The sequence below is a fragment of the Kribbella sp. VKM Ac-2569 genome (genome assembly GCF_004216905.1).
Classification (GTDB): domain Bacteria; phylum Actinomycetota; class Actinomycetes; order Propionibacteriales; family Kribbellaceae; genus Kribbella.
Map to the genome: position 1 here is coordinate 197,125 of NZ_SGXJ01000004.1, position 23,996 is coordinate 221,120.

Annotated in this window: 28 protein-coding genes, 2 tRNA genes and 1 pseudogene; 19 read left to right on the forward strand and 12 right to left on the reverse strand. The window is 67.2% G+C overall.

Annotated features, from left to right (window positions below; translation table 11 throughout):
- Positions 1-276 precede the first annotated feature (276 nt).
- The 5 genes from dnaN to EV649_RS27420 are packed head-to-tail and all read left to right on the forward strand — an operon-like array spanning position 277 to position 5,461.
- The gene (gene dnaN / locus EV649_RS27400; protein WP_130386493.1) at positions 277-1,422 is read left to right on the forward strand and encodes a DNA polymerase III subunit beta; all 1,146 of its coding nucleotides are present in this window, start codon (positions 277-279) and stop codon (positions 1,420-1,422) included.
- 26 nt (positions 1,423-1,448) lie between these two features.
- A complete protein-coding gene (gnd, locus tag EV649_RS27405) occupies positions 1,449-2,372 on the forward strand; it encodes a phosphogluconate dehydrogenase (NAD(+)-dependent, decarboxylating) (protein WP_130386494.1) in 924 nt (307 codons plus the stop codon).
- A 1-nt stretch (position 2,373) separates the two neighbouring features.
- On the forward strand, positions 2,374-3,513 hold the full coding sequence (gene recF, locus EV649_RS27410) for a DNA replication/repair protein RecF (protein ID WP_130386495.1): 1,140 nt from the start codon (positions 2,374-2,376) through the stop codon (positions 3,511-3,513).
- Positions 3,506-4,069 carry a DciA family protein gene (locus EV649_RS27415; protein ID WP_130386496.1) on the forward strand — a complete coding sequence of 188 codons (564 nt, stop codon included), beginning with the start codon at positions 3,506-3,508 and terminating at the stop codon, positions 4,067-4,069. Before recF ends, EV649_RS27415 begins: the two co-directional genes overlap by 8 nt.
- Before the next feature lie 48 nt (positions 4,070-4,117).
- Positions 4,118-5,461, forward strand: coding sequence for a hypothetical protein (locus EV649_RS27420; RefSeq protein WP_130386497.1), 1,344 nt, complete (start codon positions 4,118-4,120; stop codon positions 5,459-5,461).
- Between the two features lie 17 nt (positions 5,462-5,478).
- On the opposite strand, the gene EV649_RS27425 is transcribed toward EV649_RS27420, so the two are convergent.
- Genes EV649_RS27425 through EV649_RS27435 form a run of 3 tightly spaced genes read right to left on the reverse strand, consistent with a single transcriptional unit; the run spans position 5,479 to position 7,273 of the window.
- Entirely contained in the window at positions 5,479-6,036 is a 558-nt protein-coding gene (locus EV649_RS27425) for a hypothetical protein (RefSeq protein WP_130386498.1), read from the reverse strand.
- Positions 6,033-6,641, reverse strand: coding sequence for a hypothetical protein (locus tag EV649_RS27430; RefSeq protein ID WP_130386499.1), 609 nt, complete (start codon positions 6,639-6,641; stop codon positions 6,033-6,035). The genes EV649_RS27425 and EV649_RS27430 overlap by 4 nt, the downstream gene beginning before the upstream one ends.
- A complete protein-coding gene (locus tag EV649_RS27435; RefSeq protein ID WP_130386500.1) occupies positions 6,638-7,273 on the reverse strand; it encodes a hypothetical protein in 636 nt (211 codons plus the stop codon). The genes EV649_RS27430 and EV649_RS27435 overlap by 4 nt, the downstream gene beginning before the upstream one ends.
- A 438-nt stretch (positions 7,274-7,711) precedes the next feature.
- Here EV649_RS27435 and gyrB point away from each other — a divergent pair, with 438 nt between their 5' ends.
- From gyrB to EV649_RS27470, 8 genes and pseudogenes are all read left to right on the forward strand, one after another.
- A complete protein-coding gene (gene gyrB, locus EV649_RS27440) occupies positions 7,712-9,688 on the forward strand; it encodes a DNA topoisomerase (ATP-hydrolyzing) subunit B (RefSeq protein WP_130387151.1) in 1,977 nt (658 codons plus the stop codon).
- Between the two features lie 45 nt (positions 9,689-9,733).
- Positions 9,734-12,214, forward strand: a pseudogene (gene gyrA, locus EV649_RS27445) (DNA gyrase subunit A); the annotation flags it as partial.
- 176 nt (positions 12,215-12,390) lie between these two features.
- A complete protein-coding gene (locus EV649_RS41760; RefSeq protein WP_130386502.1) occupies positions 12,391-13,236 on the forward strand; it encodes a DUF3566 domain-containing protein in 846 nt (281 codons plus the stop codon).
- 108 nt (positions 13,237-13,344) lie between these two features.
- Positions 13,345-13,418 (forward strand) — tRNA-Ile (locus EV649_RS27455).
- Positions 13,419-13,460: 42 nt separating this feature from the next.
- Positions 13,461-13,589: a DLW-39 family protein gene (locus tag EV649_RS41765; protein WP_327641047.1), complete on the forward strand. Its 129-nt coding sequence runs from the start codon at positions 13,461-13,463 to the stop codon at positions 13,587-13,589.
- A gap of 10 nt (positions 13,590-13,599) precedes the next feature.
- Positions 13,600-13,675 (forward strand) — tRNA-Ala (locus tag EV649_RS27460).
- A 325-nt stretch (positions 13,676-14,000) separates the two neighbouring features.
- Positions 14,001-14,720 carry a tyrosine-protein phosphatase gene (locus EV649_RS27465; RefSeq protein WP_130387152.1) on the forward strand — a complete coding sequence of 240 codons (720 nt, stop codon included), beginning with the start codon at positions 14,001-14,003 and terminating at the stop codon, positions 14,718-14,720.
- Between the two features lie 22 nt (positions 14,721-14,742).
- On the forward strand, positions 14,743-15,171 hold the full coding sequence (locus EV649_RS27470) for a nucleotidyltransferase domain-containing protein (protein ID WP_198682730.1): 429 nt from the start codon (positions 14,743-14,745) through the stop codon (positions 15,169-15,171).
- 74 nt (positions 15,172-15,245) lie between these two features.
- Here the strand turns inward: EV649_RS27470 and EV649_RS27475 are convergent, their stop codons facing one another.
- The 4 genes from EV649_RS27475 to EV649_RS27490 are packed head-to-tail and all read right to left on the reverse strand — an operon-like array spanning position 15,246 to position 17,712.
- Entirely contained in the window at positions 15,246-15,632 is a 387-nt protein-coding gene (locus EV649_RS27475) for a hypothetical protein (RefSeq protein ID WP_130386503.1), read from the reverse strand.
- A gap of 34 nt (positions 15,633-15,666) precedes the next feature.
- Positions 15,667-16,056 carry a hypothetical protein gene (locus EV649_RS27480; RefSeq protein ID WP_198682731.1) on the reverse strand — a complete coding sequence of 130 codons (390 nt, stop codon included), beginning with the start codon at positions 16,054-16,056 and terminating at the stop codon, positions 15,667-15,669.
- A 25-nt stretch (positions 16,057-16,081) separates the two neighbouring features.
- Positions 16,082-17,296 (reverse strand): DUF6596 domain-containing protein, encoded by a 1,215-nt coding sequence (locus EV649_RS27485; RefSeq protein WP_130386504.1) that lies wholly within the window; start codon positions 17,294-17,296, stop codon positions 16,082-16,084.
- Positions 17,296-17,712: a YciI family protein gene (locus EV649_RS27490; RefSeq protein ID WP_130386505.1), complete on the reverse strand. Its 417-nt coding sequence runs from the start codon at positions 17,710-17,712 to the stop codon at positions 17,296-17,298. The genes EV649_RS27485 and EV649_RS27490 overlap by 1 nt, the downstream gene beginning before the upstream one ends.
- Before the next feature lie 214 nt (positions 17,713-17,926).
- On the opposite strand from EV649_RS27490, the gene EV649_RS27495 reads away from it, so the two are divergent.
- Together EV649_RS27495 and EV649_RS27500 are read left to right on the forward strand one after the other, a co-directional pair.
- Positions 17,927-18,304, forward strand: coding sequence for a YciI family protein (locus tag EV649_RS27495; protein ID WP_130386506.1), 378 nt, complete (start codon positions 17,927-17,929; stop codon positions 18,302-18,304).
- 94 nt (positions 18,305-18,398) lie between these two features.
- Positions 18,399-18,902: a DinB family protein gene (locus tag EV649_RS27500; protein ID WP_241998731.1), complete on the forward strand. Its 504-nt coding sequence runs from the start codon at positions 18,399-18,401 to the stop codon at positions 18,900-18,902.
- Between the two features lie 3 nt (positions 18,903-18,905).
- Here EV649_RS27500 and EV649_RS27505 read toward each other — a convergent pair whose 3' ends face one another.
- Positions 18,906-19,553, reverse strand: coding sequence for an alpha/beta hydrolase-fold protein (locus tag EV649_RS27505; protein ID WP_130386508.1), 648 nt, complete (start codon positions 19,551-19,553; stop codon positions 18,906-18,908).
- 5 nt (positions 19,554-19,558) lie between these two features.
- Positions 19,559-20,035, reverse strand: coding sequence for an NUDIX hydrolase (locus EV649_RS27510; RefSeq protein WP_130386509.1), 477 nt, complete (start codon positions 20,033-20,035; stop codon positions 19,559-19,561).
- 38 nt (positions 20,036-20,073) lie between these two features.
- On the opposite strand from EV649_RS27510, the gene EV649_RS27515 reads away from it, so the two are divergent.
- The gene (locus EV649_RS27515; RefSeq protein ID WP_130387155.1) at positions 20,074-20,403 is read left to right on the forward strand and encodes a nucleoside triphosphate pyrophosphohydrolase family protein; all 330 of its coding nucleotides are present in this window, start codon (positions 20,074-20,076) and stop codon (positions 20,401-20,403) included.
- A 15-nt stretch (positions 20,404-20,418) separates the two neighbouring features.
- Here the strand turns inward: EV649_RS27515 and EV649_RS27520 are convergent, their stop codons facing one another.
- Genes EV649_RS27520 through EV649_RS40935 form a run of 3 tightly spaced genes read right to left on the reverse strand, consistent with a single transcriptional unit; the run spans position 20,419 to position 21,744 of the window.
- On the reverse strand, positions 20,419-20,508 hold the full coding sequence (locus tag EV649_RS27520) for a DUF664 domain-containing protein (RefSeq protein WP_130386510.1): 90 nt from the start codon (positions 20,506-20,508) through the stop codon (positions 20,419-20,421).
- 38 nt (positions 20,509-20,546) lie between these two features.
- On the reverse strand, positions 20,547-21,023 hold the full coding sequence (locus tag EV649_RS27525; protein WP_130386511.1) for an NUDIX hydrolase: 477 nt from the start codon (positions 21,021-21,023) through the stop codon (positions 20,547-20,549).
- Between the two features lie 19 nt (positions 21,024-21,042).
- Entirely contained in the window at positions 21,043-21,744 is a 702-nt protein-coding gene (locus tag EV649_RS40935) for a VOC family protein (RefSeq protein ID WP_157996327.1), read from the reverse strand.
- A gap of 96 nt (positions 21,745-21,840) precedes the next feature.
- On the opposite strand from EV649_RS40935, the gene EV649_RS27535 reads away from it, so the two are divergent.
- Genes EV649_RS27535 through EV649_RS27545 form a run of 3 tightly spaced genes read left to right on the forward strand, consistent with a single transcriptional unit; the run spans position 21,841 to position 23,970 of the window.
- Positions 21,841-22,623, forward strand: coding sequence for an LLM class flavin-dependent oxidoreductase (locus EV649_RS27535; RefSeq protein ID WP_130386512.1), 783 nt, complete (start codon positions 21,841-21,843; stop codon positions 22,621-22,623).
- Between the two features lie 58 nt (positions 22,624-22,681).
- Positions 22,682-23,296 carry an FMN-binding negative transcriptional regulator gene (locus EV649_RS27540; RefSeq protein ID WP_130386513.1) on the forward strand — a complete coding sequence of 205 codons (615 nt, stop codon included), beginning with the start codon at positions 22,682-22,684 and terminating at the stop codon, positions 23,294-23,296.
- 35 nt (positions 23,297-23,331) lie between these two features.
- Positions 23,332-23,970 (forward strand): SDR family NAD(P)-dependent oxidoreductase, encoded by a 639-nt coding sequence (locus EV649_RS27545; protein WP_130386514.1) that lies wholly within the window; start codon positions 23,332-23,334, stop codon positions 23,968-23,970.
- The last annotated feature ends 26 nt before the right edge of the window (positions 23,971-23,996 follow it).

Here is a 23,996-nt window from a genome sequence, read left to right on the forward strand (position 1 = left end):
AGTATCCACCGGTGCGAAGAACACTATGGAATCTGTAGAGAGATCGAAGGCCACAAAACGATCGAGCGGCCCGATCTGGGGAAAACCCCGATCTCGCGCCGGCTTGCAGGACCTGTCAGGCTGTTCCCGTAACACCGCGAACAGCAGTTCGCGGCCGAACAGGAACGACGCCGACGCGACCCGCCCGAAGCGCCACGTCAGGCCCGATGGGCGCACAGCACCTTTGTCCGTGGCAGGATCTGCCTGGCACACAGCCGAAACAGGAGGCACCCAGCGGTGAAGTTTCGCGTCGAGCGCGACGTACTGGCCGAGTCGGTGGCCTGGGCCGCGCGCAGTTTGCCCAGTCGTCCCAGCGTTCCGATCCTTGCCGGCCTTCTGGTCGAGGCCGAGGACGGGCAGATCACCCTGTCCGGCTTCGACTACGAGACCTCGGTCCGGGTCACGGTCCCCGCGCAGGTGGCCGATGCCGGCAAGTGCCTGATCTCCGGCCGGCTCGTCGCCGACATCTCCAAGAGTCTTCCGAACCAGCCCGTGGACGTCGCGGTGGACGGCGCGAAGGTCCAGGTCACCTGTGGCAGCTCGCGCTTCACGCTCCAGACGCTTCCCACAGAGGAATATCCGGCCCTTCCGGAGCTTCCGGCGGCCAGCGGCACGGTGAAGGCCGACGTCTTCGCCCAGGCCGTCTCACAGGTCGTGACCGCGGCCGGCCGCGAGGACACGCTGCCGGTGCTGACCGGTGTCCGGGTCGAGATCGAGGGCTCCACGATCTCCCTGCTGGCCACCGACCGCTACCGGTTGGCGATCCGTGAGCTGGAGTGGAACCCGCAGTCCCCCGATGCTTCGGCTGCCGCGCTGATTCCGGCGCGCGTGCTGTCGGAGACCGCGAAGGCGATGACCGGCTCGGACGTGATCGTCTCGCTGGCCGCGCCCGGCACCGGTGACGGCATCGTCGGCTTCGAGGGCGAGGTGGCCGGTGGCAGTCGCCGTGCGACCACCCGGTTGCTGGACGGCGAGTTCCCGAAGGTTCGCGGCATCATCCCGACCGACGCGGCGATCGCCACCCGGGTCCGGATCGACACCGCGACGCTCGTCGAGGCGGTCAAGCGCGTCGCCCTCGTCGCGGAGCGCAACGCCCCGGTCCGGCTGACCTTCGAGGAGGACACCGTGACGCTCGACGCCGGCAGCGGCGACGAGGCGCAGGCGTCCGAGTCGCTCGAGGCGCGGGTCGTCGGCGAGCCGGTGACCGTAGGCTTCAATCCGACGTACCTGCTCGACGGTCTCGGTGCGATCGGTACGCCGGTTGCGCACCTGGCCTTCACACAGGCCACGAAGCCGGCCGAACTGACCGGTGTGAGGGACTTCGACGGCGAACCCATCAGTGAGTTCCGCTACGTGCTGATGCCGGTCCGCCTGAACAGCTGAACACCAACAGAACAAGGGGATTCACGATGGAGCTCGGCCTTGTCGGTCTCGGCAAGATGGGCGGCAACATGCGCCAGCGGATCCGGAACGCGGGCCACACCGTGGTCGGATTCGATCACAACCAGGACATCTCCGACTCCAAGGACCTGGCCGACATGGTCGGCAAGCTCACCGCGACCGACCAGCCCAAGGTGGTCTGGATCATGGTCCCGGTGCAGGCGATCGACCCGGTCGTCACCGAGCTGGCCGAGCTGCTCTCCCCCGGCGACATCGTCATCGACGGCGGCAACAGCCGCTGGACCGACGACACCCGTCGTGCCGCCCAGCTCGCCGAGAAGGACATCCGCTTCGTCGACTGCGGTGTCTCCGGCGGTGTCTGGGGCCTGGAGAACGGCTACGCGCTGATGTGCGGCGGCGACCAGGAGACCGTCGACATCGTGATGCCGATCTTCGAGGCACTGAAGCCCGAGGGCGACTTCGGTTTCGTGCACGCCGGCAAGGTCGGCGCCGGACACTTCTCGAAGATGGTCCACAACGGCATCGAGTACGCGATCATGCAGGCGTACGCCGAGGGCTTCGAGCTGCTCGAGGCCGCGGACATCGTGGACAACGTGCCGGAGACGTTCGAGTCCTGGCGCGAGGGCACCGTGATCCGGTCCTGGCTGCTGGACCTGATGGTGAACGCGCTCAAGGACGACACCCACCTGGACAAGATCCGCGGGTACGCCGAAGACTCCGGCGAGGGCCGCTGGACCGTCGAGGCCGCGATCGACAACGCCGTACCGGTGCCGGCCATCGCCGCATCGCTGTTCGCCCGCTTCGCGTCCCGGCAGGACGACTCGCCGGCGATGAAGGCGATCGCCGCGATGCGCAACCAGTTCGGCGGGCACGCGGTGAAGGGCGCCGAGGCAGCCGACCCGTCGTACGCGACACCGCCGATCAAGCACTGAGGTGTACGTCACCGCCCTGGGTCTGCTCGACTTCCGGTCCTACCAGCAGGCGGAGGTCCAGCTCACTCCGGGCGTGACGTCCTTCGTCGGGCCGAACGGCCACGGCAAGACCAACCTGGTCGAGGCGATCCACTACACCGCGACCCTCGGTTCACACCGGGTGGCGAACGACGCACCGCTGGTGCGGGCCGGCGCCACCCGTGCGATCGTGCGCACGGAGATCCGCAGCCAGTACGACCGCGACGTGGTGGTCGAGCTGGAAATCAATCCTGGGAAGGCAAATCGGGCTCGGGTCAACCGCTCGCCGGTGCCGCGGCCACGCGAAGTGCTCGGACTGCTCCGCACGGTGCTGTTCGCGCCGGAGGATCTCGCGCTGGTGAAGGGCGATCCGTCCGAGCGGCGGCGGTTCCTGGACGAGCTGCTGACGCTGCGGTCACCGCGGATGGCCGGCGTACGGCAGGACTACGACCGGGTGCTCAAGCAACGGAACTCGTTGCTCCGGAGCGCCTCGCAGGCACGCCGGCAGAACCGCTCGAGTGCCGCCGACAGCCAATTGCGCACGCTCGAGGTCTGGGACTCGAACCTCGCGCGCGCCGGGTCCGAGCTGCTGGCGACCCGTCTGGAGTTGCTGGAGGCGCTGCGCCCGTTGGTGTCCAGCGCGTACGACGCTGTTGCCCGGGGCAAGGGTGATGCGCGGCTCGAGTACAAGTCATCCGTACTGCTCGAGCCCGGTGTCGTGTCGCGGGAGCAACTCGACGAGGTGCTGCTCGCGGCGGTGCGGGACAAGCGGCAGGACGAGCTCGACCGTGGTGTCTCGCTGGTCGGTCCGCACCGCGATGACGTCGTACTGGGGCTCGGGGACTTGCCTGCGAAGGGGTACGCGAGTCACGGTGAGTCCTGGTCGTTCGCGCTCGCGCTGCGGCTGGCGTCGTACGACCTGTTACGCGCGGATGGAGGTGAACCGGTGCTGATCCTCGACGATGTGTTCGCCGAGCTCGACTCGCAGCGCCGGGACCGGCTCGCCGAGCTGGTCGCGCCGGCCGAGCAGGTGCTGGTGACCGCAGCGGTCGCCGCTGACGTGCCCACTGAGCTGAGCGGGGCACGCTTCGAGGTGGGTGAGGGGGTCGTTCAGCGTGCCTGAACCCCCGAATTCCTCTGAGAGCGGCTCCGAGAGCGACGAAGCGATCGAGCCGGATCACGACAAGCAAGGGCTGGACCTGGCGAAGTCGCTGGCGGCCCGGCTGAAGCAGCAGGCGGCGAAGGGCGGCATCATGCCGGTCAAACGCCGCCGACGGCCGCGGATCGGCGGCGCCCAGATCAGCAGCGCCCGCCCCGACGACCGCGACCCGCAGAAGCTGACCAACACCCTCGGCCGGCTGATGCGCGACCAGGGTTGGGAGGTCGATGTCGCCGTCCACGGCGTGATGGCCCGCTGGCCGTCCATCGTCGGCCCGGAGATGGCCGAACACTGCAAACCGGAGTCGTACGACGACACAGTGCTGACCGTCCGTACGTCGTCGACCGCGTGGAAGGTCCAGCTCGATCTGCTGGTCCCGCAACTGCTCTTCCGGCTGAACGCCGAACTCGGCGAAGGAACCGTCTCCCTGGTGAAGGTCCTGGGCCCCAACACCTACACCTGGCGCAAGGGCCCCCGCACGGTCCGCGGCGGCCGCGGACCCCGCGATACTTACGGATGACGGCCTGAGTTGCTGGGAGGACCCGGCCCTCCCCTAGGATCAGGCGCGATGCGTACGCTCGTTGACGGCTTTCGCGAGATGGTCCACCTGATCGGAGATACCTTCCGGCTCTGGTGGAAGAACCTCCTGCCCATGACCACCTGGTGGCTCGCCGGCTTTGTCGGGTTCACGGTGTGCGCGCAGGGCGCGATCTGGCTGGCCAAGCACCTGCACTCGAGTCTGGGCACCGGCCTGTTCGCGGTCGGCGTACTGCTGCAGATCACCGCGGCGGTCGGCATGATCCGGACCTGTGCGATGTCGCTCTACCGCTGGCGGGACGCGGCGAGCAACGAGGCCGAGGAGACGTCCGACCCGACGCAGCGTGGCCTGCTGGAGTTGCTCGCGGTCACGCTGCTGCCACTGGTCGCGGTCTGGTCGGCGTGGGGCTTCTTCGACGATCAGGTCAGTCAACTGAGCGCGACGTACCTGGTCCAGAACGGGATGCAGGCCGGCTCGTCGTTCTTCAAGCTCGGCAATCACAACTGGCACGGCTACCTGCCCGCCCTCGCCGTACTGCTGGTGCTGCGCCGGGTGTTCCAGGCCATCGACGACCGGTGGCCGAGCCGTCCGGTGAAGTTCGCCCAGGTCTGGGCCGAAGCCTTCTTCGTGCTGCTCACGTTCGTGATCACGCCGTTCGCGATCGCCCAGGGCAAGGAGTGGTTCAAGGACCGCACCTTCTGGTACTGGTCGCTGGACCGGTGGGACGGCCTCAAGGACTTCTTCGAAAAGATCCACATCCCGATCCCGGCCGGTATCGAGTTCCTCTGGGGCTTCTTCTGGGAGTCACTCTGGCCGCTGTTCAAGCTGGGCGTCGCGGAGCCGCTGACGTGGCTGGCGATCTGCACCGTGGTCTTCGGTCACCGCGTGCTGTCGGGCGGCGGTGTCTTCCGGGGTACACGGCTCGAACGCCGACTCGGCGCGCACGCCGAGCAGCAGCAGGCGCCGCAGCGAGGCCGGCTGGCCGGCCTGACCTACAAGGCCCCGGACCTGCTGCTGGCGGGCGTGCGGGAGAAGTTCTACCCCGCGATCAACGCGTTCCGCCTCCTGGTCCGGGTCGGACCGGTGTTCCTCGGCGTGGTCTGCCTCGTCTACACGTTCTGGCTGCTCGGCAACGACTGGGCGTTCGTGGTGTTCCAGCGGATGTTCGGCATCCACGGGCAGCGCTGGGGCCTGATGTACCACGAGGTCGCCAACCTGATCCAGTCGCTGCTCTTCGAGCCGCTGCGGATCGCGCTCCTGGCCGCAGCCTTCGACCTGTGCATCTCGGTCGGCAACGAGCGTCGCGCCGAGGCGGCGGCGATCGCCGAGGCCAAGGCGCCGCCGGCCGAGCAGCCGGTTCCCGCCAACGCCTGACGGGTTCCCGCTCGCCGTCAGGGAGTGATCAGCACCCGTCGGTGGATGTAGAAGTCCTCGACGGTCAGACCGATCAGGTTCGGTACGACGCTCTTCGGGACGATGTAGACCTTGGCGACCTTGCCCGGCTTGTCCATCGTGAACGGGTGGTCGTCGTCGCCGCAGAAGGTCGGCAGCGGATAGCCGGTCGCCTGCGTGTCCTCCCAGATGTTGCCCTTGCTGTCCCGCAGCTTCGCGTCACAGCTGAATCCCTGGTCGTCGAGCTGGAGACCCTTCCGCGGCGTCACCGTGAGCGTGGCCAGCACGAACGTCGACCCGGCCGGTGCGTCGAGCTCGATCGCCTCGCCGTCCTCGTTCAGGATCGAGGTATAGACCTTCATCGAGTCCAGCTTCCACTCGATGTCCTGGACCGTCACCGGGCCCTGGCTGACGACCTCGTCGACCCGACCGCTTTTGTACAGGTCCTCGTCGTCGCTCAGATAGGGATGGACCACGGTGAACACCCCCAGGCCCAGCAGGGCGACCATCAGCGAGAGCTGAACGACCAGCCGGCTGGCCCGGCTCGCGAGGTTCACGAGGCCACCCGGGTGACGTCGTCGTTGATGACGTACTGGTCGACGGCGCCGTCGACCATCTGCTGGGCGATGGCCTCGGTCGGGACGCCCAGATCGACGCGGATCTCGGAGTTGTACACGTTGAAGAGCATGGACGGCTTGAGTCTCAGGGTGAGGCCCTTCAGATCGGCCGGGTTGGCCTCGAACACGACGGACCCGGTACTCGCGAAGCCGGCGTCGGGGAAGTCGATCCTGCTCTCGCTCGGGTCGCTGACCTTGGTGTACACGCTGCCGCCGTCGGTGATCAGCGTCGGCGTGAACGAATCCGGGTCCTTCACGCCGCGGACCGCATCCCACTCAACCGCCACGAAGACGCCGTTGGTCTCGAACGGCTTGTCGTCGTCGCTCGCATCGGCTTGGATGATCGACTTGGCGAACTTGATCCGGGTGACCTTCATCGTCGACCCGCTGCCCGCGTACGGAAGCGCCTCACCGATGGTGCCGTGCTCGACCTTCAGGTTCTGGTCCTCGCCGAACACATGGTCGGGACCGGCCAGCCGGGTCACACCGCCGAGCAGCACGAACAGCAGGCCGACCAGGATGGTCGCGGGGCGGTAGAGCTTCATCCGTCTTTCCCGTCATCGACAACAACGGTCGGCTTGAGCCGGACAACGGCGGCCGGGGTCTCGCGCTGCCAGTACGGCTGCTCGCTCAGTCCGAGTGCGCCGTTGTCGGCCTCGTAGTGCTCCTCGAAGACCCCGATCTCGACCATGTCCGCGGCGAAGTCCGGAGCGACCTTGAACTTGGTGCTGCACTCTTCCGGCGGCAGCCCGTAGACCAACTGCCAGTTCAGGCCGTCATGGCAGTCGCCGCCGTTGGAGTCGACCAGGTCCTCGCCCTTGCCCGGAACGAACACGAGGAGGCTGTTCTGCACCGAGTCGCTCGTGTGTTCCTCGGAGTCGATGTTCTTCGCAGTGAAGTACACCTTCAGCGTGGTCTCGGCCGCGCTGTAGTCGGTCTTCGGCTTCCGGACGATCTCAGCCTTGGTGAAGTTGAACTCGAACCGGCCGGCGGTCACCGTCGCCGGGGCCTCCATGGTCGGGACGACGCGGCCTTTCTTCTCTTTCCAGCCGCCGGTGGCCAGCACCACCAGGGCTGCCGCCACGATGAGGGCGATCAGCAGCAACCAGATCCGCCGGTGCCGGTGAATCACCCGGTCGGCGATCATGGCATCGATGACCTCGTCGAGACTTTCCACGGCTGCGATCCTAAGGGGCGGTGGGTGCGCGCCAGGCACCCGTCGTCCCCGGCCGCCTCGAACGGGCCTGAGCGGTCTGGACCGGTGAGTGCCGGAACGGTCAGTGGCGAAACAGCCGGAGGCCACTGAGTGCCCGTGAGCGCTTTCTGGCCCCCCACCCGCGAGAGGGGACATGGAGATGAGGGAGAAAAGACGCCCTGAGGTGAGTTTCGGGCGGCTGGTGGCAGGTTCTGCTTCGCTCGACGGGTAGAATGAACGGAGTAGAGCGAGCCGCGCCTCTGCCATCACCGTAGAGGGCGGCTCAACTGTGCCGCGATGCCTCGCGAACGCGGGGTCCGAGGAGGACAACAGCCGGTGACCGACGAGCCGACCGAGATCGACGCCAACCAGTCCGCCGACCCCATCGGCACCGCCGCATCCGGCGAGGAACTCCCCCCGATGCTCGACACCATCCCGTCGAACCTCGTCGAGCGCGAGTACGACGCTAGCGCGATCCAGGTGCTCGAGGGTCTGGACGCGGTGCGCAAGCGTCCGGGTATGTACATCGGGTCCACCGGTGAGCGCGGTCTGCACCACCTCGTCACCGAGGTGGTCGACAACGCGGTCGACGAGGCGATGGCCGGGTACGGCGACCGGATCGTCGTCACCCTGCTGCCCGACGGCGCGGTCAGCGTCGAGGACAACGGCCGCGGTATCCCGGTCGACATCGTCGAGTCCGAGGGCAAGCCGGCCGTCACCGTCGTACTGACGGTCCTGCACGCCGGCGGCAAGTTCGGCGGCGGTGGATACAAGGTGTCCGGTGGTCTGCACGGCGTCGGTGTGTCCGTCGTGAACGCGCTGTCCACCCGGCTCAAGGTCGACGTGAAACTGAAGGGCAAGCTGTACACGCAGTCCTTCACGCACGGCGTCCCGGACGAGGACCTCGCCGAGGTCGGTACGTCGGAGGCGAACGGGACCACCGTGACGTTCTGGGCGGACCAGGACATCTTCGAGACCACGACGTACTCGTACGAGACGCTGGCGACCCGGTTCCGCGAGATGGCCTTCCTGAACAAGGGCCTCGAGATCGTGATCCGCGACGAGCGTCCGGACCACACCGAGGACGGTCACCCGGTCGAGCAGGCGTTCAAGGCCGACAACGGCCTGGTCGACTACGTGAAGTACCTGACCGGCATTCGCGAGACCGTGCACCGCGACGTGATCTCGTTCGAGGCCGCGGCCAACGGCGAGAACAGCATGAGCCTCGAGGTCGCGCTGCAGTGGAGCGGCTCGTTCCAGGAGTCCGTGCACACCTTCGCGAACGCGATCAACACGCACGAGGGCGGCACCCACGAAGAGGGCTTTCGGGCCGCTCTCACCTCACTGGTCAACTCGTTCGGCGAGGACCAGGGCATGATCAAGAAGAAAGAGGATCGGCTCACCGGTGACGACATCCGGGAGGGCCTGACCGCGATCATCTCGGTCAAGCTCGCCGAGCCGCAGTTCGAGGGCCAGACGAAGACCAAGCTCGGCAACACCGAGGTGAAGGGCTTCGTCCAGCGGGTCGTGAACGACAGGCTGGGCGCCTGGTTCGAGCAGAACCCGGCCGAGGGCCGCGAGATCATCCGCAAGGCGACCGCCGCGGCGAGCGCCCGGATCGCGGCCCGCAAGGCCCGCGACCTGGCCCGCAACCGCAAGGGCCTGCTGGGTGGCGGCGGCCTGCCGGGCAAGCTGGCCGACTGCCAGTCGACCAACCCGGAGGAATGCGAGGTCTACATCGTCGAGGGTGACTCGGCGGGTGGCTCCGCGAAGGGCGGCCGGGACCCGAAGTTCCAGGCCATCCTGCCGATCCGGGGCAAGATCCTGAACGTCGAGAAGGCCCGGATCGACAAGGTCCTGCAGAACAACGAGGTCCAGGCGATCATCTCCGCGCTCGGCACCGGGATCCACGAGGACTTCGACGAGGAGAAGCTGCGGTACCACAAGATCGTGATCATGGCCGACGCCGATGTCGACGGCCAGCACATCCGCACGCTGCTGCTGACCCTGCTGTTCCGCTTCATGCGCCCGCTGATCGAGCGCGGCCACGTGTACGCCGCACAGCCGCCGCTGTACAAGATCCGCTGGAGCAACCAGCCTGACGAGCTCGCGTACACCGACCGGGAGCGCGACGGCCTGCTCGAAGCCGGCTACGAGGCGGGCAAGAAGCTGCCCAAGGAGAACCCGATCCAGCGTTACAAGGGTCTGGGCGAGATGAACGCGAACGAGCTGTGGGACACCACGATGGACCCGGCCAACCGGGTGCTGCTGCAGATCACGCTGGACGACGCGATCCGCGCCGACGAGACGTTCCAGACGCTGATGGGCGACGACATCGAAGCGCGGCGCAGTTTCATTCAGCGCAACGCCAAGGACGTCCGCTTCCTCGACATCTGATCTCGCCGCTGCTCACCGACGTACTGATCTGAACGGGACTTTTTCATGACCGAGACCCCCACCACGCCGGGCCACGACCGCGTCGAGCCCCTCGACCTGCAGACCGAGATGCAGCAGTCGTACCTCGACTACGCGATGGCGGTCATCGTCGGCCGCGCGCTGCCCGAGGTCCGTGACGGCCTCAAGCCGGTGCACCGCCGCATCCTCTATGCGATGTACGACGGCGGTTACCGGCCGGATCGCGGCTTCAACAAGTGCTCCCGCGTCGTCGGTGACGTCATGGGTCAGTACCACCCGCACGGCGACTCGGCGATCTACGACACCCTGGTCCGGCTCGCGCAGCCGTGGGTGATGCGGGCGCCGCTGATCCAGGGGCAGGGCAACTTCGGTTCACCGGGCAACGACCCGGCCGCCGCCATGCGGTACACCGAGTGCCGGATGGCGCCGCTGGCGATGGAGATGGTCCGCGACATCGACCAGGAGACGGTCGACTTCCGGCCCAACTACGACGGCAAGTCGCAGGAGCCGGTGATCCTGCCGGCCCGCTTCCCGAACCTGCTGGTGAACGGCTCGTCCGGTATCGCGGTCGGCATGGCGACGAATATCCCGCCGCACAACCTGCGTGAGGTGGCGGCCGCGGTCGACTGGGCGCTGGAGCACCCGGAGGCGACCCGCGAGGAGCTGCTCGACGCCTGCCTGCAGTACATCAAGGGCCCGGACTTCCCGAACGGCGCGCTGATCGTCGGCTACAAGGGCATCGATGACGCCTACCGCACCGGCCGTGGCTCGGTCACGATGCGCGCGGTCGTCGACATCGAGGAAGACGCCAAGGGCCGGACCAGCCTGGTCGTCACCGAGCTGCCGTACATGGTCAACCCGGACAACCTGGCGCTGAAGATCGCCGAGCTGGTGAACACCGGCAAGATGAGCGGCATCGCCGACATCCGTGACGACAGTTCGTCGCGGACCGGTCAGCGACTCGTCATCGTGCTGAAGCGGGACGCTCAGCCGCGCGTCGTACTGAACAACCTCTACAAGCACACGCCGCTGCAGGACACCTTCGGCTGCAACATGCTCGCGCTCGTCGACGGCGTACCGCGCACGCTCAGCGTGGATCTGTTCATCAGCCACTGGATCGACCACCAGATCGAGGTCATCCAGCGGCGGACCCGCTTCCGTCTGCGCGAGGCGGAGAAGAGCGCGCACATCTACCGCGGTTACGTGAAGGCGCTCGACGCCCTCGACGAGGTGATCGCGCTGATCCGGCGCAGCCCGGATGTGGACGAGGCCCGCACCGGCCTGATCCAGCTGCTGGAGATCGACGAGATCCAGGCGCAGGCGATCCTGGACATGCAGCTGCGGCGGCTGGCCGCCCTGGAGCGGCAGAAGATCATCGAGCGGTTGCAGGAGCTCGAGGCGGTCATCGCCGACCTCGAGGACATCCTGGCCAGCCCGGAGCGGCAGCGGTCGATCGTCAAGGACGAGCTCGCCGAGATCGTCGACAAGTACGGCAACGAGCGGCGGACCGAGATCATCGCGGCCGACGGAGACCTGTCGGTGCAGGACCTGGTGCCGGACGAGGAGGTCGTCGTCACGATCTCCCGTGGCGGCTACGCGAAGCGGACCAAGACCGACCTGTACCGGACGCAGAACCGGGGCGGCAAGGGCGTCCGTGGCGCGCAGTTGCGGGCCGAGGACGAGATCAACCACTTCTTCGCCACCACGAACCATCACTGGATGCTGTTCTTCACCACCAAGGGTCGCGTCTACCGCGCCAAGGTGTGGCAGCTGCCCGAGTCCGCGCGGGATGCGAAGGGCTCGCACGTCGCCGGCCTGCTCTCGTTCCAGCCGGACGAGGAGATCGCGCAGGTGCTGACGCTGCGCGACTACGAGCAGTCCGACTACCTGGTGCTCGCGACCAAGAAGGGCCTGGTCAAGAAGACGGCCCTGCGCGACTACGACTCGGCGCGGCAGAGCGGCATCATCGCGGTCAACTTCCGCGAGGACGACGACGAGCTGATCGGCGCCGACCTGGCCACCGCCGAGGACGACCTGCTGCTGGTGTCCCGGAAGGGTCAGTCGATCCGCTTCACCGCGAACGACGAGCAACTGCGGCCGATGGGCCGGGCCACCTCCGGCGTGACCGGGATGAAGTTCCGGTCCGGCGACGAGGTGCTGTCGATGTCGGTGATCCGGGCCGGCTCGGAGGAGGACACGCAGTTCGTCTTCACGGTCACCGACGCCGGGTACGCGAAGCGGTCGAAGGTCTCGGAGTACCGGCAGCAGGGCCGCGGCGGCCTCGGCATCAAGGCGGTCAAGCTGAACGACGAGCGCGGCTCGCTGGTCGGCGCGATCATCGTTGTCGACGAGGACCAGGTCCTGGCGATCAAGGCCAGCGGTCAGGTCGTCCGCAGCCGGGTCGACAGCGTCCCGGTGAAGGGCCGCGACACGATGGGCGTCCGGTTCGCCGGCGTCGGCGAGTCCGACGCGGTGGTCGCGATCGCCCGGAACACCGATCTGACCATCGTCGGGGAGGAATCGGAAGCGGCCGAGGAGGGTACCGTCGCTGGAGGTGCCCAGAATGTGGACGGATCGACAACCGAATCCACCTCTGAGAGCGTCCAGTCTGGTGACGAGCGTTCGACGGATGTGGACGGCGCGGCTACCGTCGAAGACGACGAAGCCGGCCAGGAGGGTGACTGATGACCAACCGCGCGAGGCCGACATGGCCTGAAGGTGCGGCCGACAGCTCCAACCCCCAGCGCACCGCGCAGGGTGGGAAGCCGTCAGCTGCCCCGGCCAACCCGGCTTCCAACGGTCGTTCCAACGGCGTTCCCGGCGCCAACGGCCAGAGGACAGGTACACCGAACGGCCAGCGGCCGTCCGAGTACCGACCGCAGGCCCCGGGGTCCGCACCGGTGCGGCCGCAGCAGCCCGCCCCGAGTACGCCCGGTCGCCCGGAGCCGTGGAGCCCTCCGTCGGTCGTCACGCCGGTCGGCGGCACCCCGTCGTACGGCGGGAACGAGGCGAAGACCGAGTCGTTCGGTGACCGGATGAGCTCGGCGCGTCAGGCCGTCCTGGACAAGGCCGCCGCGGTGAAGTCCGACAAGGCTGAGCGTGCCGAGGCCAAGCAGGAGCGGCACGCCGAGAAGGACGCCAAGGCGTCGGGCCGGCCGCAGACGCGCAAGGCGCGGCTGCGGATGTCCCGGATCGACCCGTGGTCGGTGATGAAGACGGCGTTCCTGCTGGCGATCGCGTTCGGGATCGTGACCTGGGTCGCGGTCTTCATCGTCTGGTCCGCGATCGGTGCGGCCGGGGTGTTCGACAACATCAACTCGACCGTCCAGGAGGTCCTCGGGACGCCGGCGGGCGAGCCGTTCCGGGTCGAGAACTACGTCAACACCGGCAAGGTGATGGGCTTCACCACACTGCTGGCGTGCGCCGACGTGCTGATCATCACGGCACTCGCGACCCTCGGATCGTTCCTCTACAACATCGCCGCCACGCTCCTCGGCGGCCTCGAAGTCACGCTGGCGTCGGAGGACTGACCTGGCACCTCCCGTTCCGGCCGGACCTGCTCCAGGCCCGGCCGGAACCGGTTTGGGAGTAGGGCACTTGGTGCGGTAATCTCTCCCGGGTTCGACACCGCAGTATGCGGGCCTATAGCTCAGACGGTTAGAGCGCTGCCCTGATAAGGCAGAGGTCACTGGTTCAAGTCCAGTTAGGCCCACCCTCACGTTGTTTCGCAGCCACATCCGAGGAGTCTCCAGTGCTGAGAAAGATCCTGCTGGTGCTGCTGGCCGGCGTCGGTGGATACTTCGTGTACAAGAAGACCCAGCAGTCCCGCGCCGAGAAGGACCTCTGGGCCGAGGTCGCCGACCCGGTAACCCCGGGCCACTGACCACCCCAACGGGGGCGTAGCTCAACTGGCAGAGCACTGCCTTTGCAAGGCAGGGGTTAGGGGTTCAAGTCCCCTCGTCTCCACCACCGCGTTCATGCAGGTCAGAGCGCGATTCTCGGCTCACGCCATCGTCCTCCCTTGCCTCGTTCAGAGGCGGCGTGCCCTCCGCGTGCTCTGACGCGTCGCCATCGACCTGGGGACGAGCCCACCAAGTCTTCCGTCTTAGGCGGCGCCGACCTCGTGATGATCAAGCGGAAACGGTGAGTTCTCCCAATCCATTTTTCCGCAGCTTTGGGCCGCAACTTCAAGACTTATGTTTCGGCGTCCAGCGGCGCAGACTCGTGTCCGCACAGCTGACGACTCCGCGCTCGGCCGGCGGAAGGAAGAGGTTCAACAACTGTGACCGCACCCATGCGTCTGACGTGGCCCAACTGCCTCAACGTCCGCGATCTCAGCGGTCTACCCACGAGTGACGGTCGCCAGATCGGTTCTGGCGCGTTGATCCGTTCCGACAACCTTTCACGGTTGACAGAGGCCGGCGTCCAAGCGGTGCGGGGCGCTTCTGTGAGCCGCATCATCGACGTACGGACTCCCCCGGAGTGCGAAGGTGACCCGTCACCCTTCGCATCCGACCCTCTCTACCGCAACATGCCGCTCTACAACGCAGACGATCCCTACGATCCGACGCAGAGCATCGACCAGCAGTATGTGGCGATGCTCGACCTCCACCCCGAGCTGTTCGCCGCCGCAGTCGGGGCGATCGCCGATGCGCCCGGCGGTGCAGTCGTCGTCCATTGCCATGCCGGAAAGGACCGTGCCGGGACCGTGGTCGCACTGGCCCTGAGCCTCGCTGGCGTACCGACTGAATGCGTCGCCGCCGACTACGCCGTCCTGGACGACCGCATGCGCGACCACCTCGACGAACAGCTCCTCCTCATCGACGATCCCACCGAGCGGAGCCATCTGGCTGAGTCCTTCACCGCCCGGCCGGAGACGATGCTCGCAGCACTAAAGCACCTCGAAGACAGGTACGGCGGGGTTGAGCCGTACCTTCGTCACGGAGGTCTGAGCGACAACCAGGCCAACGCGCTAAGAGCCCGACTCATCCGCGATGACCGGCCTGTCGGGTAGGGCCATCTGCGAGGCTTCCCGGATGAGTGCACGGTTCAAAGGTAGGCGGCTTTGTGCGGAGGCGGCGATCTCCGGCATCACCGCTTGGGCACAAGTGCAGACCGACGTACAGGGGCTCGCCTTGGTTGGTTCGTACGCATACGGCCGACCTCGGATGGCGAGCGACGTGGACATCGTCCTGGTTCCCGCAGACAAGGACCGCCACATCAGCGGAATGGAATGGGCACGTTCCATCGACCGCAGACCTCGACTGATTCGCTGCCAGGACTGGGGTCCGCTCACGGAGCGGAGGGTTCGCCTCAGCAGCGGGCTTGTTGTCGAGTTAGGGGTGGTCACCGAGGAGTGGCTTTCGACTCCTCTGGACCCAGGAACGGCGAAGGTTCTTCGCGACGGTTGCCGCATCCTGCACGACCCGGAGAGCCTCTTCGATGGCGCCCTCCGCATGCTCTAGCGAAAACCGGTTAACAGGCTCGGCGAGTCACCAGCGACATTGAACTGGACGAGCTCACGCAGTCACGCCTGGCTCTATGCCTGGACCGGGCCGTGTGGGTGGAGTCGTCTGTCCAGCCATCGAGGCCACTTCGGCCAACGGTTCTCCCAGTCGAGTTGCCATGACCGATTGGCGAAGCCGTCAGGGTCCAGCTCGATCCCTCGTTGCCCGATCAGCTCGCCGTACTCGCGCAGGAGCTCCTGCAACCTCGCCAGGTCCGCCTCGGCAGTCAACTCCAGGATGACGAGTCCATCCTCTGTCCTCATCCTGATGACCTGTCCGGTCTCTGTCATCGCGGCGGTGTACTCGCCGGCGTCAACGTCAACCGCTTCCATCCAGTCTTCGGCGGTGTCGAGTGACGGAAACATGTAGAGGTCCATGTCATCGAAGAGGAACACGACTCGCGGGTTGTCGTCGGCCATGGCCTCATCATCGCGCCGCGCCCTTCGCGTGGCGTCAGGTGGGCGTGTTCCACTCGTAGTAGTCAGGTTCGGGATCGGTTTTGAAGCGGACGGCGTTGATGGTTGTCAGGCCGTTGATCCAGGCTTTGGAGATTCTGTGGCCGCCGTCCATCAGGCGGCCGTCTGCGGACAGAATCACTGGGTAGCTGAGGTCGGCTTTCTGAATGAGCGCGGCGTGGCGGGCGACCATTCGGCAGGTGACGGGCCTGCCGCCGAACCAGCAGTCCTCGTCGAAGTCCGGGATTGCCTCGATCGGTACGGACTCGACAGGAAGACCTTCGGACAACTTCCAGAGGCGTTCGGTCAGGTAGAAGGCTCGACCGCCGGGCACGGGACGTGAGTGCTTTTCAGGCATCGGGTGATTATCACCCGTGATCCTGTCCACAGGCTTCCCCACAGGGGTGAACAAGTCAGTCCAGTGCGGCGGCCTTGCGTAGGAGGATTGAGCGTTCGGGTTGGTTGGTGCACAGGCGGGCTGCCAGTTCCAGTTCGGCGCGGGCCTCAGTGTGTCGGCCGAGGCGGGTCAGTAGTTCACCTCGTACGGTCGGGACCAGGTGTGAGCCGGGGAGTCGGTCCAGGGCGACCAGTTCGTCGACTATCGCGAGGGCCTGGGCCGGACCTGAGGCCATGGCTACGGCGACGGCTCGGTTGAGTTCGACCACCGGCGAGGGCGCGACCCGGCCGAGCGCTTCGTACAGCACGACGATCCGATCCCAGTCGGTCTCCTCCACCGAGCGCGCCGATGCGTGGGCGGCGGCGATCGCGGCCTGCAGACCGTAGGGGCCGAGGCCGCGGGGCGATGCCTTGACCAGTGCGCCCAGCCCGCGGCGAATCGCCGACAAGTCCCACCGCCGCCGATCTTGGTCCTCCAGGAGGATCGCCGAACCGTCCGAGTCGGTCCGGGCCGGGAAGCGCGCCGCCGTCAGCTCGAACAACGCCAGCAGGCCGTGCACCTCCGGCTCGTCCGGCTGCAGCGCGGCCAGTGTGCGGGCCAGCCGGATCGCCTCGTACGCGACATCATGCCGCACCAGCCGCTCGCCCGACGTGGCCGTCGACCCCTCGGTGAAGATCACGTAGAGCACGCTCAGTACGCCGCTCAATCGCTCCCGGCGCTCGTCCGCCGCAGGCAGTTCGAACGGCACCCCGGCTGCGGCGATCGTCTTCTTGCCCCGGGTGATGCGGGCCTGCACGGTCGGCACGGATACGAGGAACGCGCGGGCGATCTCCTCGCTGGACAGGCCTCCGACCACGCGCAGGGTCAGCGCCACCTGGGACTCGCGGGAAAGCACCGGGTGGCAGCTGATGAACATCAGCGCCAGGATGTCGTCGTCGATCCTGTCCGGGTCGATCTCGTCGTCGACGACCGATGCCGTCGCCAGCAGCGCGTACCTATCCTTCAGGGCGGTACGGCGGCGGATCGCGTCGATCGCCCGCCGCCGGGCCGTGGCCATCAGCCAGCCGGCCGGACTGGCCGGAGCGGCAACCGGCCACGACACCAGTGCCTCGGCCACCGCCTCCTGTGCCGCATCCTCGGCCAACCCGAAATCACCGGTGAACCGGGTCAGCGCGGCGACGATCCGCGCTGACTCGATCCTCCAGACGGCCTCGACGCCGGCCGCATCCATCAGCTCTGGCCGTTGCTCTGGCGGTAGGCGTCTTCCTTGACGAACTTCGCGCTGTCCTGCGGGACCTCGTCCTCGCCGGGCACCCGCCGTACCTCGATCTTGGATCCGGGCACCGCCGGGACCCGCTTGGCCCACTCGACCGCCTCCTGCTTCGAGGCGACGTCGAGCACGAAGTAGCCCCCGAACAGTTCCTTGGTCTCGCCGTACGGTCCGTCCGTGACGATCGGCGCCTCGTCGGTGAAATGCACGACGACGCCCTGGGCCGGATCGTCCAGGCCTTCGGCTGCGACGTACACCCCGGCCTTGTCCATCGCCTCGATGAACTGGCGCGTCGTGGTCATCATCTCGTCGATGTTGGCCATCATGGCCGCGTTCGTCTCGTCGGTGCCCCGCATGATCAGCATGTACTGCGCCATCACGTACTCCTTGTCCGACGGGGCCGCCTCTCGGCCCTCGCACCCCCAGGTCGAACGAGCGGCCCGCGGATCGACACGACCCCGAAGAAACTTCCCGCCCCCGCTCCCAAGCATGCCGCACAGATTGGTTGTGGGATGGTGTCGGATTGGGGTGTTGGCGTTCGTGGAGTTGGTGTGGCGGCCGTTCGGGTTGCCGCGCCGAGAGGAGATGACAGTGGCTGAATATCTGATCACGTTCAACGACGAGTGGGTGCCTGACCAGACGGCGGAGGACCTGCGCACCAAGAGCGCCGCTGGGAAGGCAGTGATCGCGGAGATGGAGGAGGCCGGAATCTTCCTCTTCAGCAACGGCGGGATCGACGCCTCCACCGCGATCTGCAGCGTCGAGGCGAAGGACGGGGAGCCGATCTTCAGCGACGGGCCGTACGTCGAGACCAAGGAGCACCTCGGTGGTTTCTGCGTCGTCGACGTACCGGACGACGAGACGGCCCGCTACTGGGCCGGCCGCCTGGCCGTCGTACTCAACTGGCCGCAAGAGATCCACCGCTTCCCCGGCCACGTACGCCACAACCGCCCGACCGAAACCATCTGAACCCGCGCGGATGGGCGAGCTACCCCGCTCGCCCACCCCGCGGCAGGTACAAACTCGCTGGTCAAGATATCGGGCCGTAGGTAGCCTCGCCGGGGTGTCGATCTGGAGTGTGCCTGAGCGGGTTGAGCCGCCGAATAATCCGATCGACGAGCGGTCCGCGCTCGAAGATCGTCTCGAGTTCCAGCGGACGACGTTGCTGCTGAAGTGCGGTGGGCTGACGCCGCAGCAGTTGGTGCTGCGGTCGGTGCCGCCGTCGTCGATGTCGCTGCTCGGCCTGGTTCGGCATCTGTCCGGAGTCGAGGCCTGGTTCCATGAGTACGACGGTCAACCGGATCACCTGTACTTCTGGGACTACGTGCCGGGGGCGGCAAAGGGATTCGATGTCGACCCCACGCGGGCCGCCGACGACCTGGCCAGCTACCAAGCGAGTGTCGCCCGGTCGCGTGCCGCTGTCGCAGGTCTCGCTCTCGACGAAGTCAGCCCCGGCGAGGACTACACGCTGCGGTGGATTTACCTGCACATGATCGAGGAGTACGCGCGCCATAACGGCCACGCGGACCTTCTCCGCGAGCGCATCGACGGCGCGACGGGCGAATAGCTCTCAGGTCGTGAAGGCCCAGGACGCCATCAGCGGGAACTCGGCCTGCCAGAAGGGATCGCCGTGGTCTCCCTCGCGTTCGGTGATGACCACGTCTGCTTCGGCGTCGCGGAAGGCGTCGGCCCAGCGGGCGGCGTTCTCCATGAACCAGGGCTCCAGCGTGCCGGCGACCAGGTACGCGCGTGGGAGCGGGCTCGGCATGACCTCCGGTGGCCGGTAGCCGCCACCAGGTGAGGCGGCGAAGATCGAGCCGTAGATGTCCGGGTGTCGAACGCCCATGGCCAGGGCGAGTTCAGCGCTCGCCGATACGCCACATACCGCGGTCCGTTCGGCCGGCAGCGCGACGCCGAAGCGGGAGCGCACCCAGTCGCGCACGTCCTCTACGAAGAACTTCTCGTGTGCCGCGAACCGTTCCTCGTTGAACGACGGCGAGTACTCCTCGATCCGCGCCATCTCGTCCGAGTCGTCCGTACGGTACGCACCGACCACCATCGTCGGCGGTACGTCGGCCTGCTCGAGATCCCCGCCCCACTGGGTGATCAGTTGGCCGTCACCCGCGAACACGATGGCTTCCGGTGGATCCGCCGGCAAGTAGACGGATACCTGCCGTCCACCGTCGTACTCGAACGTCTCGGTGACGAGTTCTCCCATTGATCTCACCGTTCCAGTGGGCACAGGGTCGCGAGGGCTGCGTCGATCGGGTACAGATCGGTCAGCGGCTCGCCTGGGGTCCACCAGACAGCCTCTGACATCTCCTCGTTCGGCGCGAACGGCCGGGGCGTGTCGACGTACCCGCGGTAGATGGCGAGGAACTCCAGCCGATCGTCGGGCGCGACCCGGATCTTCACCACCCCGGCGAAGTCGAGGGAGTCCGCACGCTGACCACTCTCTTCGTCGAGTTCCCGTACGGCGGCCTCGCGAGCCGACTCCCCCGGGTCGATCATCCCGCCGGGCAGCTCCCAGGCCTGATGGAACCGGTTGAAGACCATCAGGCACTTGTGACCCCACCAGAGCACAACGAGTGAGGCGGTCAGGGGCACGGAGGCCTCGAGGCTGCCGAGATCCTCTTCGTGGAGGCGGTCGAAGGTGAGGAGGACCGAACCGTCGGTGTTCTGGACCGGGAGGTCGTACATGGGTCACGAGTGTTGCAAGACTGGTGGGCGTGAGTGAAATGGATTTCAGTGGTTATCAGCAGGCGGCGGCGCGGACCGGTGGGCTGGTTGCGACCGATCATCCGATCGTGTACCCGACCTTGGGCCTGGTGAACGAGGCGGGCGAGGTCGCCGGCAAGGTGAAGAAGATCTTCCGGGATCGGCAAGGCGTGATCACCGAGGCGGATCGGCAAGCGCTGACGCTCGAGCTGGGTGACGTGCTCTGGTACCTGTCCGAGCTGTGCACCAGGCTCGAGATCCGGCTCGAGGACGTTGCCGAGCACAACATCGCCAAGCTCGCCGACCGGGCGTCCCGCGGTGTCCTCGGCGGCGACGGCGACCTGCGCTGAGTGCAGGGCCGGAGTCTATTCGCCGGTCGTGCCGTCGAGGGACTCGCGGAGGAGGTCGGCGTGACCGACGTGGCGGACGATCTTCTCGATCACGATGTCGTTCATGCCTCTCCGATGCCTGAGCCGGCCGGAGATCGACAGGTCTAGTGCTCGATCAGTCCGCCTGCTTCGACGGGCGGGACGTGACCGGTGAGCGGGCGGGACTGGGCCAGGGCGACGCCGACGTCGACCAGGGCGGCGCGACGGAGCGTCGGGACCTCGGCGATCGGGGTCCAGACGGATTCGGCGGTCTCACCGTTGGGTTCGGGGCGCGTGGTGCCGGCGGTGATCCGTACGGCGTAGAAGATTCCGATGTTCTGATGGTCATCGGACCCGGGACGACGACGTACGGCGGCCGGCACGATCCGCGAGTCGACCCCCAGCAGCCGCTCGACGACCGACTCGTACCCAGTCTCCTCGGCGACCTCGCGCGTCACAGTGTCGAACGGATCCTCACAAGGCTCGACACCACCACCCGGCAGAGTCCACCAACTCCCATCCCCGTACGGCGAGACATACCGAGCCAGCAACACCCGCCCGTCCTCGACACACACCGCGTACGCCGCCACCCGTCGACTCATCCCAGGACCCTAACCGGCGTCAGATGCAGAACGGGTGCCCTGCCGGGTCGGCGTACACGTAGTGGTCCGGTCCGGTGGTTTGAAGCGGTTGAGCGCCGACCGCCAACGCATGATCGCGCGCAGCAGGCACATCGTCCGTGGAGAGATCCAGGTGAACCTGCTGCGGGTACGCCGGGTCGGGCCATCGCGGAGCCGCGGCATCGGAACGCTGGAAGGCAAGCGCCGGCGAGTCGGCCACCACGACCCGGTCGGGACTATCGAGTTCGCGCTCAGGCAGGTCGAGGAGCGCGCTGTAGAACGTGGCCAGCGCCTGCGGTTCGGGGCAGTCGATGACGATCCGAGCGATCTTCGCCCGGTCAGTCGCCGATTCGCGCAGGCAGAACGGGTGGCCGATTGGATCGGCGTACACCTGCCAGGCCTGTGAGTCGTCGAGCAGCGTCGCACCGGGAACCTCGACCTGCGCGAGATCGGGTACGGCGATGTCGAGGTGCATCTGCTGTGGGTACGCCGGATCCGGCCACCGTGGCGGCTGGTAGTCGATCGGCCCGTCGCCGAACCCGAGGTTGAGTCGATCGTCGCCGATCAGGAACCAGTCCTCGCGGATCACGCGCATTCCCAGCAGTTCCGCGTAGAACCTCGCGATCGGCCGGGCCCCATGGTCGTAACTCTCAGGCGTGTTCCCGGGGCACGCGAACACGACGTTCTGAATCCCGAGCTTCATTCTCCAGCCTCCCAGTTGCCGACGGTACGCCGCCAACGCGCCGTACTGGCAGGCCCATGTGGAATAGGTTCGGTGCGGCGGGAGGTTGGGGCGGGTATGACAGTTGAGATCGGGGTCATTCTGCCGACGTCGTCGCCGGATCCGGCGCGGGCGATTCTCGGGGACGTGCGGGAGAGTGCGCGGTACGCCGAGGAGGTCGGGCTGGACTCGGTGTGGTCGACGGATCATCTGGTCGCGAGTGCGCCGATGCTGGACAGTTCCGTCGTACTGGCGACCGCGGCTGCGGTGACCGAGCGGATCACGGTCGGGTACAACGTGATGTTGCTGGCATTGCGGCCGGTTGCGTGGGCGGCGAAGCAGATCAGCACGTTGCAGCTCGTGTCGAACAACCGGCTCGTACTGGGCGTCGGGACCGGCAACCCTGCGCACGGTGATGTCGGCTGGCGGGCGGCCGGTGTCGAGTTCGCGGACCGCGGGCGGCTGACGGACGAGGCGCTCGCCGTACTCCCGGATCTCATCGCGGGCAAACCCACGACACTCGGGACGGACCTCGACGTGACGATCGCGCCCGGGTCGCCGGTGCCGCCGATCTTCGTGGCCGGGAACGGTGTACGGGCGCATCGGCGAGCGGCGGCGTACGCCGATGGATGGGCGACGATCGCGATGTCACCGGACGAGGTGCGGACGAGCCTGGAGCGGATCAACGAACTTGCCGATGGCAAGCAGTTGAAGGCGACCGTGGTCGCGCCGCAGCTCGACGGCGATCCGCTCGAGCAGCTCGCCGCGTACGAGGCAGCCGGTGTCGAGCGCATCATCCTGCCGCCCACCGGTGACTGGCACGACGACTACGACCGGGCCGCCGCGCTGAAAGTGGGCTGACGAAAGCCTCACGGATTGGACCTTTCGAGGGTTCGCGTCGGTGGGGAGACTGGATTTCATGTACGTTCCTGCGCACTTCGCCCCCGACGACGAGGCAGTTCTGGAGTTGCTCGCCCACCACGGGGCCGCGGATCTGGTGACGATGACGCCCGACGGGTTGACGGCGACGATGTTGCCGTTCATCCACGACCGCGAGCGGAACGTGCTGCTCGGCCACCTGGCGCGGAACAACGAGCACTGGCGCCTCCCCGTGATCGGCGACGCGCTGGTGATCATGCACGGACCGGACGCCTACGTCTCGCCGACCTGGTACGCCTCCAAGCGCGACCACGGCCGCGTCGTCCCGACCTGGAACTACATCACCGCCCACGTGCACGGAACGATGACCGTGTACGACGACCCTGCCTGGGTCGAGAACGTCGTACGGCGCTTGTCCGACCATCACGAGACAGGTCGGGCGGAGCCGTGGTCGGTGGACGATGCGCCGGCGAAGTACGTCAGCGGGCAACTGCGGGCGATCGTCGGCGTGGAGATCGGGATCAAGCGGATCGAGGCCAAGTTCAAGCTCAGCCAGAACCGCCCGGCCGCGGACGTCGACGGCGTGATCGACGGCCTCCGGGCCGACGGCGACGACCGGTCGGCCACAGCAGTCGCCCAGCACCGCCCTTCTTGACCTTGACCTAGAGGGCAAGGTTTACGATTCCCGCCATGTCTGGAGTTGTCGTGGTGGGAGTAGGTCCTGGGATCGGGCTCGCGGTAGCGCGCCGGTTCGTCCGGGAGGGGATGAGTGCCGGGCTGATCGCGCGCTCGGAGGCGACGGTGAAGGCCGCAGCCGAGGAGCTCGGGAGTGCCGGCGTACTGCCGGTCACTGCCGATGTGACGGACGAAGCCGGCCTCCGAACGGCGCTCGATCAGGTGGTCGAGGCGTACGGCGTACCCGAGGCGGTCGTCTATAACGCCGCGCTGATCCAGCCGGACCGGATCGGCGACCTCACCGCGCAGCAGCATCTCGACGCGTTAGCGGTGAACGTGGTCGGCGCGATCACCACCGCGGCGCACCTCGCGCCCGCGATGGCCGAGCGTGGCAGCGGGTCGTTCCTGATCACCGGCGGCATGCCCCTGCCGAAGCCCGACTACGCGAGCCTCTCCCTCGGCAAGGCCGGCGTCCGCGCGGTCATCACCCTTCTCCACCAGCAGTACGGCGCGGCCGGCGTCCATGCCGCGAGCGTCACGGTCAGCGGCGGCGTCTCCCCCGGCAGCGGCTGGGACCCGGACGACATCGCGAACCACTACTGGCGCCTGCACACCCAGACTCCGGCCGAATGGATCCACGAGATCGTCATCTGACCTCTTGTCGTATTGTTCAACAATCT